Raw genomic sequence first — 14227 nt, forward strand, 5'->3', positions numbered from 1 at the left:
ATGGCTGAAAATCAATTAGAATTTATAATCTTCAAAGACGCTGCACATAGGAATGTAGCTCTTGATGCCATGTCCGTAAATGCCGCACAAGCATTTTCCGTTTTGCTTACCGCAACAATAAACATTATTAAGCTTAATGAAAATTCTGAAGGGATCAACATCCAGATTAAGTCCGGATCAGCGGTTATCATTGCAGACGGCAACGACGAGCAAATCGCAGAGATCGAACAGAATTTCAATGACGTCATTCGGTACCGCTCAAGCAATAAGGAGTTGGTTAACAGTTGGCGCGATGTGCAAAAATTATTTCACGCTAACGGTTTAGAATATAGTGCGAACATTATCCGTGGAAGTAAACGAACTTCTATTCTGAACACATTGAAAACCAGCAGGACTTTACGCGCTAAGCCTGCGAGTTACCAAATTAGTAGTTCTATTCGGTTTTTGCATGGTAAGCTATTGGCAGTAGGTGGTACCAATCCTAATATTCATTTGGAACAAGTGGGTAAGAAACCACTCATCATTAAATGTACCGAAGCCAATGCTAAAAAGGCGCGAGGATTTCTTTATGAGCAAATAAATATTAGTTGCTGGGTTAAAAGCGGCAAAGAAGACGATGAGTACGAGTTGTGCGATACTTATTGGGATACTAAATACTTTAAGGATTTTGACACTTTCCTAGTTGATTTTTCAAACACTTCAAATGAAGTAGAGCAGTTAAAGAAACTACACTACAAAAGCCGATCTTATCTTGATGTTAAAGACTATGGTTCATTCCGTAAGTTCATGCGGCTTTTTATTCATGAAAGTATTGATGTCAATATTCTAAAAACATTACTAATCATTACACAGTCATTCAAGGATCATGAAAAGTTAGCAGAAATGCGGAAAAAAATAAGCGTACTTTTTGAAAAGCAGCTTAAAGTTCAACGTAGACGTAAAGAAAAGAACAAGTGATTAATTATAAATATATAGAAGATAACATCATTAGCTGCGAAGCCGATGACTTGCCGGAAAATATGGTTGGCGCAGCAATTGTGAATAATCCGGACGGTACTCAGCATGCTGCTATTTTTATTAGGTATAACAGTGAATCAAAACTTTTCCATTTTACCGGAAAAAGCGTGATGATACAGGATTTTTTCAATCCGGACGAAATTTACTTTCATAAAATTTTTGATATAATTGATCCAATACTGCTACCTGCTTTTCTTGCACAATGTGAGTTGATTTTGGAAAAGGCCCAGCCCAGGTTCGGTTATTTTTATGAAGGAGCATTATACGATCAAGCTGGAGATTTTATAAGCCCAACAACTTCGCCTGAGTATATGACATGCGTAGGATTCTGTTTGAATGTAATTAAAGGTTTTTTAAGCGATCAGGATTATTTTAGTTATATAGACTGGGATAGCAGCACACTTGATGAAACTTACGTAGAACAGTTTCTTGAACGCGTAAAACAAGAGAATCCAGATATCGAAATCAATGATTTCAAAGCCAATTTACGCCGTATATTACCATTAGAGTATCTTTCTGGCGCGTTCAGTTCTGAAATCCCTGTAACGAAGACATTCATCGACGGCATCAAAACTGATGTGATTAATGCTTACAATAGTAAACAGGTAGCTTAGATTCTAACTTGCTTTCAAATGAGCAAAAGTATTTAGTGATAGGTGATGATTTCAATATTTTTAATCGTAATTAAACAAAACACTTTCCAATTGCAATATTGCGAATAATGGGTTTCTTTCTCGAGTGCATCCGTTTTCTGCGATAAGGTGCAAGTCTTTTTTCCCCTGAACAAATCACGTAGAACAGTTTTTTTGCGGCGCTGATTTGATCGGCGTCATTTCGGTTCGGGACATATCCCTGTAATATACAGAGATTGAACATATTCCATATTGCTGGTTTATGGATATCGTTTTAAATTCCATTAAATTGTTTAATATATTAAACAATTTAATGGAATTTAGTATTTTTGTTTATTATATTCAACAATCATGTTAAACGTGGTAAATATTAAGGATGTCAAACTCAAGGCTGGCGAGTTGACAAAAACATTGAGAAAACGTGAAAATCTCTCTCAGGAACAACTGGCTGAAAAGCTCGGTCTTTCCAGGTACACGATCACTAATTTAGAATCTGGTCAGAATGCTACCTTAGACACGCTATTTAAGATTTTGCAATATTTCGATATGCTTGAAGCGTTCAATGGATTTATTGACAACGAGATCAATAACAGGAATCAAGAATCATTGTATTGATCATGGCAAAGAACAATCACATATCGGTATACATATTTGATAAGGAGATCGGCAAGATCGGATATGACGAAAACCGAAATGCTTCTTTTTTTCAGTATCATTCCGCTTTTTTAAACGATGATGCTTTTCTTAACTTGTTTCCGTTAATTATTCGGAAGCAGCCGCAAACACAGGTTTTTGATCGGTATAATAATTCGACTTTTCGTGGCCTTCCGCCCATGATAGCAGATTCTCTGCCTGACGTGTTTGGTAACCTGGTATTTAAGACTTGGCTGGAACAACAAAATAAGACATTTCAAGAGATATCCGTTTTAGAACAACTTGCTTATGTCGGCGAACGTGGAATGGGTGCGCTGGAGTACAAGCCCAATAAAGATCTGCCTACTAATACAACGATCAACATCGATGATATGGCAGAAGTGGCCCGACTTGTATTGGAAAATAAGCAGGAAACTGCTGGCGATGCATTGGACCATACTTCTCTACTCAATATTTTTAAGATCGGTACTTCCGCAGGTGGTGTCGGCCCTAAGATCCTGATCTCCGAAAACAAAGCCACAGGGAAGATCATACCCGGTGATTTGGGGTATTCGGATGATTATGATCATTACTTAGTAAAGCTTGGTATCAATGAAGGCTTAAGCTACAGCAAGGAGTTGATCGAGTATTCGTATTACCTAACTGCCAGGGCACTGGGCATCGAGATGATGGATTCAAAATTGGTTGGTGATAAACATTTCGCTACGTTGCGGTACGATCGCCAGAACGGACAAAAGATACACGTACTCACTGCTTGTGGGATAGCTGGCTGGGATTTTAAAGATCCCAAGGTATCAAGTTATGAAAATCTTTTTGATCTGGCCCTATTCTTAAAACTGCCTCATCAAGATATTGAGGCGATCTTCAGGCGCATGGTCTTCAACCTGACCTTCGCTAACAAGGACGACCATTTAAAGAACCATAGCTTTTGTTTTGATCCGATGACCAACAAATGGCGCTTATCGCCGGCGTATGTTCTGACTTATTCGCTAAACCCTTTACTGAACTTTACACGGGCGCAACATGTTCTATCGGTTAATGGCAAACGGATCGATATCCGGTTAGGTGATGTGCTTACCATCGCTGACAAGTACACGGTTAAAAATCCTATAGGTGTAATACGAGAGATAAAAGAGGGCATTGATACTTGGCGTGAATATGCGAAGGGACTTGAAATACCGCAACAGATCATTACGGCGATAGAAAGATCATTCGTTAAATTAACCTAACCCAAGCCGGATAGCGATGTGCATTATTTTACTTAAACTTTATTGAATAAAGAGAAAACTGTATATTTGAGTAGTCATTTTGCTTGCACATAACTGAGCACTTGAAGATTGAAATATTCTATAAGTTATTGATAAATAGTTATTTACAAAGATAGGTTCGAGCCCAGGTGGGCGCACAAAGTAGACATCGTCTACACCTCAAAACCCCTTAAATCGCTGATTTAAGGGGTTTTTTCATTAATAATCCCCTTACTAACCCTTTGTAAAGCCAAGGTTCTCGTTACCTATCCGACTACCTGTTTTTTGTTTTTAACTTAGGTAACACAAACCGCTTCAATGAATTGAAAAACAGTTTATTACAGCGTTAAAAGTTGAATTTTATGACCAATTTTCAAAGGGTTTGTGTTACCTGTTGTGTTACCTAAAAACAGGACGAAGTATTGAATTATTTAAACTTAAAAATGAATTTTATGCAAACATCACAGTCGTTCGGTATTCATTTTACCACCCGTCCGGACAAAGCGAAAGACGGAAAAGAACCTATTTACGCCTGCGTGACAGTAAACCGTCAACGCGCTTACATCGCTTTAAAGCAAAATGTTGATCCCAAAAATTGGGATGGCGGCAAAGGTGCCGCTAAAGGAAATAAGGAGGAAGTTAAATCCATTAACAATTACCTGGAGGAAGTAAGGCTTGCCATTGGCAATAGCTACAAGGAACTTCAGATCAAAAGGAAAATGTTATCGGCTAAAGCAGTTAAAGACCTTTATCTCGGAGAGGAAGCCCAGGTTTATTCCCTGAGCCGCCTTATAACGTACCATAACGAAACTTCTACCGAAGATTTAAAGTGGAGTACCCTTAAACATTATTATGTCACTCAGCGGTATTTAGTGAAGTTTCTGGAAACTCAATTTAACGCAACAGATATTTACTTACATCAGTTAGATTATAAGTTTGTAAAAGACTTCGAGGTATTTCTACGCACCCATAAACCTAAAGATCACCAGCAGCCACTAAATAATAACGGTGTAATGAAGCATATCATCAGGTTAAAAAAAATGACCAATCTGGCTTTGAACCTACAATGGATTAACAACGATCCTTTTGCCACATACAAATTGAAGATTCTAAAAGTTAACCGCGAACAATTATCTGAAAAGGAATTGGCGGACATGGAAAAGAAAAAGCTGTCAATTAGCAGGTTGGATATGGTTCGGGATATGTTTGTCTTTTGTTGCTATACGGGTTTGTCCTATGTGGATATGATTAATTTAACTCCGGCGCACATCATTGCCGGTAGTGACGGCGAACGATGGATTAGGACTTGCCGTGAAAAGACACTAATACCGGTTAATGTACCGCTACTTCCACCAGCATTAAAGATTATGGATAAATACGAGGATAATATAAGGTCACTTTCAGATGGCCGGGTGTTTCCGACAGTATCTAATCAAAAGGTAAATAGTTATTTGAAAGAGATAGCTGATCTATGCGGCATCACAAAAAAAGTTACATTCCATATTGCCCGGCATACGTTTGCGACAACAGTAACGTTATCTAACGGCGTACCTATCGAAACAGTTAGCAAGATATTAGGCCATACAAAGATTACAACCACACAGATTTATGCCAAAGTGGTTGAAAGTAAATTGAAGGAGGATATGCAAAATTTAAAATCTCGCCTTAATATGGATTGATGCATTCCAAGTCTGCATTCAAATAATCTTCAATTTAAATGCAGGCTTGCATATATTACTGAATAGAATTGAAGGTAAAGTTAACGAATTCGCTTAGTTGCTTTTGACTTGGAGTGATTCACTTCAAAGCGCCCAAGCATAAGTTTTTGGAAGATTACTTGACTATCGTGCCTGACCTGTCATTGTTCGAGCAGCAGCGTGTATTCGAACAAATACAACCCATGGCGACGATCGCCAGGAACAATGGTTTTGAATTATTAACCTAACCTGATCAATGATGGATGAATTAGTCGAACAATTTGGTCAGTATGACCCAAAGCTAGATTTGTCGAACTATCATTACCCGACGCTGGAACTGTTAGCAGTTCCGGCAAGTCAACTTGGTTTGACGGCGGAGATATTGGAAGCGAATAAGCACAAAATCGTGGAGACGCTGGCCTACAATGATATTGAGGTCGAGCAGATCAGGGCCACAATCGGACCTACTTTAACCCTTTATGAGTTCACACCGGCAGCAGGTAGCCGAGTAGCGAAGATCAAGGCCTTGCAAGGCGATCTGGGATTGTACTTAGCCGCGCAGGTGAAAGTGGTCGGCCCGATCCCGGGCAAGGGCACCATGGGTGTCGAGATCCCGCATGAGAAAGCGGACGTGGTGGCGATGCGATCTGTCTTGGCCACAGAGAAATTTCAGGCTGCCAAAATGGAATTGCCGGTAGTTATCGGCAAAACGATGGATAACGCGGTCTATTTGACTGATCTGACCGCGCTGCCACATCTGCTTATTGCGGGGTCAACGGGTCAGGGAAAATCGGTTTTCCTAAATGCACTGATCAGTTCGTTACTATATAAGAAACATCCCTCAGAACTGAAGTTGGTGCTAATCGATATCAACCGCCTTGAGTTTAATTCGTTCCGAAAAATAGCCAGGCACTTCCTAGCGGCATTACCTGAACAAGCCGATCCGGTCATTGCAAATGTGACCCAAGCGATGGATACCCTGAATGGCTTGTGCCTTGAAACTGACCAGCGCTATGAATTACTGAGGGCTGCCGGCGCACGGAATATCAAAGAATACAATCAAAAATTCATCCATCGACAACTAGATTATAATGATGGACATCGCTTCTTGCCCTATATAGTGACGGTAATCGATGAATTCGCGGAGCTAATGGCCGCAGAAGCGCCCATCAACCGGCTGGCACAATTGGGCAGACCGGCCGGCATCCATTTGGTCATCGCCACCCAGCGACCGTCGGTAAAAGTCATTACGGGCAGTATTAAAGCCAATTTCAGCTCACGCTTAGCTTTTCGGGTGGCTTCCAATATCGATTCCCGCACCATCCTGGACGCCAGTGGTGCGGAATTGCTCAATGGTCAGGGTGATATGCTTTTCGGGACAGGGACGGAAATTATGCACCTCCAAGGGGCTTTCATTGAAACTGCCGAAGTAGAACGCATTTGCGAATTTATCGGCGCACAACGTGGCTACCCGAGTCCGCTATACTTACCCGAATACAACAGCGGACCTGATAGCCGGCCGTTAGCTTTTGATCCAGCTGACCGCGACCCATTATTTGAAGACTGCGCCCGGCTCATTGTACTGCATCAGCAAGGCTCTACCTCACTCATCCAACGTAAACTCAAATTAGGTTACAACCGTGCAGGTCGCATCATCGACCAGCTTGAAGCCGCCGGTGTGGTCGGGCCGCTCGAAGGCAGTAAAGCGCGCGAGGTCTTATTTGCTGATGAATATTCACTTGAACGATTTTTAGACGACCTGGCCCCGGAAGTTGAACCGATATTACCAGCCCCCGTTAGCGAATTACCGGTAACTATTTTCCCACCGATTATTATTCCTGAACCGGAATCCAGACCCAAAGGATTTTGGTCAAAGCTATTTAACAGATATTAGTGCGCAGATAGGCTGCGCATCAAAGAATTTACTTTACGGCATGAATGATTTTGGTAAAAATTTAAGTAAAGTTTCAGCGGTAATGCAGGAAGTGGAAGCCTCGTTCCGCTTCATCGAACCCGGCTTGATCAACTTGAGATCGGCAAAATTTGTCGGCGCGAATAACCATGTGACCCTGCAATTACTTGCCGCCGGCTTCGAGCGCCTGTTAAAGATCCTGTTATTGCTCAAACACAAACATCTTGAGGGCGAATTCCCATTACTATCTTCGGATCACCAAACTTACCATCCCCAGCAGATTTACGAAGTGCCTTATAAATATCGCGCTTCACATTCGTGACACATCCATCAAAACATCATTGAAATCCGCCGGAAAACTCATCCACTCATGCCCACTCGCCATATTCTTCAAATTATGTTCGCTAAAACTTCGATAACGATATAAAACTGAAGAACATGATCCGCTTTCAAAGCAAAAGCTTGCGCGGTCTCGCCGTTAAGCAACAGTCTTAAAAAAAAGACTTTCCAGTTCATAGGCGTGGCAGGCAAATACCTTGACGGTAAAAACATTCAAATTGTTTAATAGGGTCTTTTAGCAGGGTCAAGCGTTCAAGGTCAGGTTCCGCTGCCGCATCAGGATAAATAATCAGACAAGGCAGGACAATTTTGGCCCATTCTGTTTCGGGCATGTTTAACTGCGCCAGCAGACCGCGATCACGGGCGTAGGCGCTTAACTGGCGGACATCATCTATCTCGTAACGTTTTTCACCATATAGGTACCGGTATTTGGCATCGATGATCATTTCCTCTCCCTGACTGATGCGGAGGAAATCCAGGTAGCCGAACTTTCCGTCCGCCTGGAAAATAACTTCTTGTGCGCCGATAGCTTCCTGTAACTTGCCTAGTACGTAAAGTTCAAACAGTTTCGACATATCTATCCAAAAGGGCGGCATATCCGTGTGGATTTCCGACTGTACCGAATTGAGCTGATAGCCAAACCGCTTTAATAAGAGCCGGGCCAAGGCGATGGCCTCGCTATATTCAGCATAAAATGGATTGGAGCGGTAATGTTCTATCTCATTTAACGCTACTTCCGTGCCTACGTGCGCAAAGGCAGGTTGCAAAAACCGGAGTTTGGCACCCACCGGCAGGACGGTTGCGGGTAGCAACTGGGCATAGCGCTGAACAAATTGAAGGGTTTTGTTCAGAATGCGGTTCGGCGAGGTATCGAGGCCGAACTCCTGGAACTTACACCAGGTTTGCAAATAATTATTGCGGTGATGATTACGTTTGATCGTTTCTGCTACCAATACACGGCCTTTAACCTTAGCGGTCATATTTTCGATTCGGCTGTAATAGCCTTTTTGTAAGCCTTTACGTACGACCCGCTCGGTAGCACGTAAGAACTGGACGATCAGCAAGGGGGTCAGCAAATCATCTTGCTGTAAAATACGGATAGGTTGCTTTTCAAAACTGATGTCAAACAGATCTTTACTGTGCAAATTAATCGAAGGATGCTGCAAGCAAACGGACAGCATTTTTAAATAATCAAGCCGTTTGCCAGCCTCTCGTTTAGGTCCTACATATATGGATTTATCCAACGGGAATAATCTATCTAACCCTATAAAATACCCGGTATTCAACGTTTCATTTTTAAAATCGATCCGGTCGATGAGTTTGGAATTACCTTGCTTTTCAAGCAGCAATAATTCGTCGGTACTTAATAGTACCGTACTGTGTTCCGCCGTGTAGATCAACCCCTCAGACATGCAAATTTTCGATCAGGGGCTTGGCGGGTTCCAATAGAATGCCGTCCCGGACATATTCCAGCAGGATCGGCCTAATTTCATATTTTAGACGCATGGCTAATCCACTTTCTTCGCCAAGGAAATAGCTATGCCCGATGCGTACATCTGCGTGATCAAATTCTTGGGAAGTATGATTATCAAATAAGGCTTGCACCTCATCATAAAGTTTACGACCAACCGCGCTAATTATCGCAGCTCCATCCGGAGGAACCGGTACGAAGGCGAAGCGTCGCCTGATGGCGTAATCGATATGGCCTATACTCCGGTCGGCCGTATTCATAGTGCCAATGATATAAAGATTATCAGGTAAGTTCAAACCTGCATCCTCTTTATAAGCGTACAAAGTTTGCACAGTTCTACCGCGGTATTCAAGCGCATAGATCAGTTCCCCAAGAACACTGGATAAATTGGCACGATTGATCTCATCGACGATCAATACATAAGCTTTATCGCCATTTTCCGGTTCAGATGCTTCCATTGCCATTCTAGCCAGTGTCCTGTTCTCTACGCGATAAATTAGCTTTTCCCCCTCGGTTACCGTCACAATGCCGCGTACAAAATCCTCATAGGTATAAGAGGGATGGAACTGAATCAACTCAGCTTCCGGTATCTGTTCAATACTCGGATCAGTATTAGGAATAAGCCCGTCATTGATGGAGATTCTGATGAATGTGACCACTCCATTCCGGCGCAAGCTGACCACCCATTCCGGGCGAAACTGACCAGGGTATTCCGGGGGAAATTGACCACCCCAAACGCGTAGCAAATGCTGTAGAAGTAACCATCTTTTTGAGGGCAAAGACACCTTCGTAAAGCATGGCCAACTTAACAATCAGCATGAGTAAGATTAGAAAGATACTAAAGATGTACAGCCAGCAGCGGGCGATAATGACCATAGCTGCCCAGGCCGATGCATCGAGAAACACCGTAAAGAAGTACATAGCAGCTTTTAATGACAGCGGCTTTACCTTTGAAGAGGTTAATGCACTGAACGACAAAGAGCTGGAAGATTTGTTCGGTAAAAGCAAAGAACACCTGCCTAACGCACGTATGCAGTCCATGCTGCGCTGCTTTCCCCACGTCGACAAAGAACTCAAACGAACTGGCGTTAACCGGCAGATGCTATGGGAAGCCTACTATAAAGAGTTTCCTGACGGCTACCAATACAGCCAGTTTTGTTTTTATTATAACCAATGGAAGGCCAGGGTAAACCCGACCATGCACATGGATCACAAGGTCGGTGACAAGCTGTACGTTGACTTTGCCGGTGAAAAGATGAGCTATACGGACAAGGAAACCGGGGAGATCATGCCTGTAGAGGTTTTTGTAGCTATTCTGGGTGCCAGCCAGTTAACCTATGTAGAGGCCGTTATGAGCCAGCAAAAGGAAGACTTTATAGCGGCCTGCGAAAATACCCTGCACTTTATCGGCGGCGTTCCTGCCGCCATTGTACCGGATAACCTGAAAGCTGCAGTAACCAAAAGCAGCCGCTATGAACCTACCCTGAACGAAACGTTTGAAGACTTCGCCGACCATTATGGCACAACCATATTACCAGCGCGGGCGTACCGCCCGCGCGATAAGGCATTGGTAGAAGGTGCCGTTAAGATCATTTATACCAAGATCTACGCCCCTTTAAACAAACATGTCTACCATTCTTTAACAGAACTCAATACAGCGATCTGGCAGACCCTGGAAGGCCATAACAGCCAGTTGCTTAAAGGTCGCAATTACAGCCGGAAGCTACAGTTTGAAGAGATAGAGCGCCAAACCCTTGCTCCGCTGCCTGTTCTGCGCTACCAGTTCAAAAAACAGTTCCAGGCCAGGGTGATCAAGAACGGCCACGTTAACCTCGGCCCGGACAAGCACTATTACAGCGTTCCTTACCGCTATATCGGCAAACGGGTCAAGCTGTTATACTCGCGCACCATTGTAGAGATCTACTCCAACTATGAGCGTATCGCATTGCACCCTCGCAATAAAAACCCTTATGGCTATACCACTGACAAAGAGCATATGGCCAGTACCCACCGCTTTAAAAGTGACTGGACACCAGATATGTTTTTGGATTGGGCAGCCTCCATTCATGAGGATGTCAGGCTGTATATCCTTCAGATACTGGAACGTAAACAACACCCGGAACAGGCTTACAAGTCCTGCCTGGGGGTACTTGGCTTTGCAAAAAAAGCAGGGAACGAACGGTTAACAGTGGCTTGCCAGCGGGCATTGAGTTACGGCGTCTATAACTATAAAACGATACAAACCATACTGGAAAACAAGATGGATAACTATGAGGAAAGCTTATTTGCCGATGAGCTGCCTATGCCTGATCATGGTAATATCCGGGGAGAAGACTATTACAAATAACCATTTAAAACAACAATAACATGAACACAAGCACCTTAGACAAACTGCGGAAGATGAAGTTCTTCGGCATGTTCCATGCCTTTAAAAGCAGCATGGAAACCGGTAAAACAAATGAGTATACAGCGGATGAACTGCTGGCCCACCTGGTGGAAGCTGAATGGGATGACCGGCAAAACAGGCGTATTGAACGCACCATCCTTTATGCCAAGTTCCGCTATAAAGCTGCTATAGAGGACGTTCATTACCATGCTGACAGAAGTATCGATCGCAACCAGATCATGCGCCTGGCGGACTGTACGTTTATTGACCGCTTCGAGAACCTGCTGATCACCGGAAGCACCGGTATCGGTAAAAGCTATGTGGCTTCTGCTATAGGCTACCAGGCCTGCATATTGGGCTACCGGGTATTATACACCAGTACGCCCAAGCTATTCGCTAAACTGAAGATGGCAAAGGCAGACGGCTCCTATATCAAGGAGATCGCCAAGCTTGAACGGCAGCAACTGCTGATACTGGATGACTTCGGCATTCAACCTTTTGACGCACAAAGCAGGGCTGCCCTGATGGAGATCATTGAGGACCGGCATGGAAAGACCTCGCTGATCATTACCTCACAACTGCCGGTTAGTAAATGGTTTGAAGTAATTGGTGAAAAAACGATTGCTGATGCTATCCTGGACCGGATCGTTCATGATGCACACCGCATCGAACTGAAGGGGGAATCTATGAGAAGAAAACGTAGTGTTGAACCGGAAAACAGCCACTAATGAAATTACCTTTTAAATAACTATTTTTGTACATGCTTTTATAGCATTTGCTGCAACCCAAAAGTCAGCTAACCCAGTGGTCAATTTGGCCCGGAACAGGGTGGTCAACATCTCCATAATATACAGTCATTGATCGCCTGCAATAAACTGACCGTTTTATCGGCATCGCTGGTCAGCCACTGAGCGATCTGAAGTGCTTTACGCGTTTTGCCGGTGCCCGGCGGGCCGCTCAAGATAATATTCTTTTGTTTGTTAAGACGATGATTCATGATCTTTCTTTGTTTTTGACGAATCTGATCGATAATTTGAAAAGTTTCCGGGTAGACATCTCGAAAGCATCCTAAAGTTTTAGCTGTGGCCTCAACAAAGCCATCCCACTGGCCTAGTCGGGTGTCGCTGATCTTTCGATCTTGTTTAATCAGCCATAGAATCTGTATATTTTTATCCTCGTCCCAGCCACTGGTCAGATAACCATTGTGCAACACTATACCTATACCGCCGAGCCAAACGGTGCCCCGGCGAACGAGCAGGATATCTCCGCGGTAAAACTCGTCCAGCGGATAAACGCGGTGCCCGTTTTTACTAGCCGGCCCGCCGGTCCATACCGCATTTTCGGCAACAAAATCATTGAACTGATCGCTGCTTTCCTGCCCATCAGCGTAGCTGCTAATCACCGCATAGTTTTTCTCGACTATCAATTTGGCGGGGTCATTCGTATTGATCAACCAATTCAGCAGGTTGATTTCATAAAGCCGACACCCTGGAAACCAGCGTCGTAGTTCATCGATGGCTGCCAAATAAGCAGGCAAACCCGTTTCTGAAATTCTCGCCACAGTAAGCGCCAAATTAGCCAGATCAGATACCGGCAGTGAATTCATCTGGTTATCAAATGGGATATAATTTTCGGGATCAATCAGGAACATGACTTGGGTAAGTTTGACCACCCCAACATTTTTCAAGCTCAATACACGCTGGAAAGCCTCTGTATCGGCTGGTTCATGACGCTGTAAGGCCAGGAACAATTCCCAGATTGGTTCACTGCCGATCAAGGTCCCATTGTTATCATGATACTTCCCCGCATCATAAAATAAACTGAGTGCATTCGGCTGTGGTGTTGGAAATATCAGATCAGTCGGAATAGGAACTGTGACACCGAAAGCAATGCGTGCCCGCTCAAAATATAAATCAGACTGATTGGTTGTGTTCCGCTGTGCTAACGCATACAAGTAAGAAAAAGGATCAGTAAAGTCAAAACGCAGAATCGGGTTCCCCGCATCAAATGTCAGCCTAGCCTTTTCAATTAGTAATTCATCTCGATTTTTCGCTCCAGCTAAAGCCGCAATGCCCTCGCTCAATGCCCGAAAGAAAGGAACCAGTCATAATAATTAATGTGATCGTCCATGCTGTGAAATGTCATGCTTATTTTCAAACATACTTATAAAATACTTTATCTACCAGGCGAACTGCTTTTTGAACACCCACTTTTCCTGCTCTAGCACAGGTTACAGTTCATATTGCGTTCTAATTGGCGTCTCGTAAACTATATCAAGTGTTTCTTTAAAAATCGCCGAACTTGGTAAAACAGTATCGGCTTGATTAGATATTCTGCCCAAATCCAAAAGTGGCATTTGTATATAACACTCAAATTTAATACGCTCCAAGGAAATGTATGACCTTCTAATTATATTATGAAAAGGGAAAGTAATCTCAGTTGCCTGATGATCAAAAGCAAATTCTTCAAATTTAAATTGATTTGCAGCCTGGGTCAGCTCCAAAACGACCAAGTCTGGTTCTTCATCAGGATCAAGAATCTGATTAAGACTGCTGGCTAAAACACCGTCATCATTGCTGCGGCTAACAAAAACTCGACCTTCACCGTCGCCGATCAAATTTGCTGCGATATGCCATTTTCCCCATTTTTGCTTCTCGTGATATCTTTGTAGTTGTATTTTTTCAGGAGATTCCAATCGATATGTTTAAGTCAGGTTTATATACACATTTCCAAATTCATATGCTCATCTAACGCGCAATGTACAAAGACTTTCAAGAACTTTAAAAACGTGTATCTGATCAATTCAATGGCAATAATTCAGCATGGATAGTGCAGATAATAATATCTTTAATTAAAACCGACGTGCCTGACA

12 protein-coding genes and 1 pseudogene are annotated in these 14227 nt (G+C 43.1%); 9 read left to right on the forward strand and 4 right to left on the reverse strand.

Going from position 1 to position 14227, the window contains the following annotated elements; all coding sequences use genetic code 11:
• The 7 genes and pseudogenes from ABIB39_RS21365 to ABIB39_RS21395 all read left to right on the forward strand — a co-directional run bounded on the left by ABIB39_RS21365 (nt 1) and on the right by ABIB39_RS21395 (nt 7481).
• On the forward strand, nt 1–957 hold the full coding sequence (locus ABIB39_RS21365; RefSeq protein WP_354432220.1) for a hypothetical protein: 957 nt from the start codon (nt 1–3) through the stop codon (nt 955–957).
• Nucleotides 954–1631, forward strand: coding sequence for a hypothetical protein (locus tag ABIB39_RS21370; protein ID WP_354432221.1), 678 nt, complete (start codon nt 954–956; stop codon nt 1629–1631). The genes ABIB39_RS21365 and ABIB39_RS21370 overlap by 4 nt, the downstream gene beginning before the upstream one ends.
• A gap of 369 nt (nt 1632–2000) precedes the next feature.
• Nucleotides 2001–2264: a helix-turn-helix domain-containing protein gene (locus ABIB39_RS21375; protein ID WP_354432222.1), complete on the forward strand. Its 264-nt coding sequence runs from the start codon at nt 2001–2003 to the stop codon at nt 2262–2264.
• Nucleotides 2265–2266: 2 nt separating this feature from the next.
• Nucleotides 2267–3532, forward strand: a complete 1266-nt coding sequence (locus ABIB39_RS21380) for a type II toxin-antitoxin system HipA family toxin (RefSeq protein WP_354432223.1) — start codon at nt 2267–2269, stop codon at nt 3530–3532.
• Nucleotides 3533–4002: 470 nt separating this feature from the next.
• Complete coding sequence (locus ABIB39_RS21385; RefSeq protein ID WP_354432224.1) at nt 4003–5229, forward strand: site-specific integrase; 1227 nt, start codon at nt 4003–4005, stop codon at nt 5227–5229.
• Nucleotides 5230–5509: 280 nt separating this feature from the next.
• Nucleotides 5510–7141: pseudogene (locus ABIB39_RS21390) on the forward strand (DNA translocase FtsK); the annotation flags it as partial.
• A 40-nt stretch (nt 7142–7181) separates the two neighbouring features.
• Nucleotides 7182–7481: a hypothetical protein gene (locus ABIB39_RS21395; RefSeq protein ID WP_354432225.1), complete on the forward strand. Its 300-nt coding sequence runs from the start codon at nt 7182–7184 to the stop codon at nt 7479–7481.
• 190 nt (nt 7482–7671) lie between these two features.
• On the opposite strand, the gene ABIB39_RS21400 is transcribed toward ABIB39_RS21395, so the two are convergent.
• Together ABIB39_RS21400 and ABIB39_RS21405 are read right to left on the reverse strand one after the other, a co-directional pair.
• Complete coding sequence (locus ABIB39_RS21400) at nt 7672–8910, reverse strand: 5-methylcytosine restriction system specificity protein McrC (protein WP_354432226.1); 1239 nt, start codon at nt 8908–8910, stop codon at nt 7672–7674.
• Nucleotides 8903–9715: an McrB family protein gene (locus ABIB39_RS21405; RefSeq protein WP_354432227.1), complete on the reverse strand. Its 813-nt coding sequence runs from the start codon at nt 9713–9715 to the stop codon at nt 8903–8905. The genes ABIB39_RS21400 and ABIB39_RS21405 overlap by 8 nt, the downstream gene beginning before the upstream one ends.
• A 71-nt stretch (nt 9716–9786) precedes the next feature.
• Here ABIB39_RS21405 and istA point away from each other — a divergent pair, with 71 nt between their 5' ends.
• Together istA and istB are read left to right on the forward strand one after the other, a co-directional pair.
• Complete coding sequence (gene istA / locus ABIB39_RS21410) at nt 9787–11316, forward strand: IS21 family transposase (RefSeq protein WP_354432228.1); 1530 nt, start codon at nt 9787–9789, stop codon at nt 11314–11316.
• A gap of 20 nt (nt 11317–11336) precedes the next feature.
• Complete coding sequence (gene istB / locus ABIB39_RS21415; RefSeq protein WP_295674711.1) at nt 11337–12083, forward strand: IS21-like element helper ATPase IstB; 747 nt, start codon at nt 11337–11339, stop codon at nt 12081–12083.
• Between the two features lie 104 nt (nt 12084–12187).
• On the opposite strand, the gene ABIB39_RS21420 is transcribed toward istB, so the two are convergent.
• Both ABIB39_RS21420 and ABIB39_RS21425 read right to left on the reverse strand, forming a co-directional pair.
• Complete coding sequence (locus ABIB39_RS21420) at nt 12188–13438, reverse strand: hypothetical protein (protein ID WP_354432229.1); 1251 nt, start codon at nt 13436–13438, stop codon at nt 12188–12190.
• 147 nt (nt 13439–13585) lie between these two features.
• A complete protein-coding gene (locus ABIB39_RS21425) occupies nt 13586–14050 on the reverse strand; it encodes a hypothetical protein (protein WP_354432230.1) in 465 nt (154 codons plus the stop codon).
• Between the last annotated feature and the right edge of the window lie 177 nt (nt 14051–14227).

The organism is Mucilaginibacter sp. UYP27 (assembly GCF_040547175.1).
In the GTDB taxonomy this organism is placed as follows: Bacteria; Bacteroidota; Bacteroidia; order Sphingobacteriales; family Sphingobacteriaceae; genus Mucilaginibacter.

Coding starts and splice junctions, on each gene's coding strand:
- ABIB39_RS21365 (WP_354432220.1), top strand. CDS start 1: ATGGCTGAAAATCAATTAGAATTTATAATCTTCAAAGACGCTGCACAT.
- ABIB39_RS21375 (WP_354432222.1), top strand. CDS start 2,001: ATGTTAAACGTGGTAAATATTAAGGATGTCAAACTCAAGGCTGGCGAG.
- ABIB39_RS21380 (WP_354432223.1), top strand. CDS start 2,267: ATGGCAAAGAACAATCACATATCGGTATACATATTTGATAAGGAGATC.
- ABIB39_RS21385 (WP_354432224.1), top strand. CDS start 4,003: ATGCAAACATCACAGTCGTTCGGTATTCATTTTACCACCCGTCCGGAC.
- ABIB39_RS21395 (WP_354432225.1), top strand. CDS start 7,182: ATGAATGATTTTGGTAAAAATTTAAGTAAAGTTTCAGCGGTAATGCAG.
- ABIB39_RS21400 (WP_354432226.1), bottom strand. CDS start 8,910: ATGTCTGAGGGGTTGATCTACACGGCGGAACACAGTACGGTACTATTA.
- istA (WP_354432228.1), top strand. CDS start 9,787: ATGAGTAAGATTAGAAAGATACTAAAGATGTACAGCCAGCAGCGGGCG.
- istB (WP_295674711.1), top strand. CDS start 11,337: ATGAACACAAGCACCTTAGACAAACTGCGGAAGATGAAGTTCTTCGGC.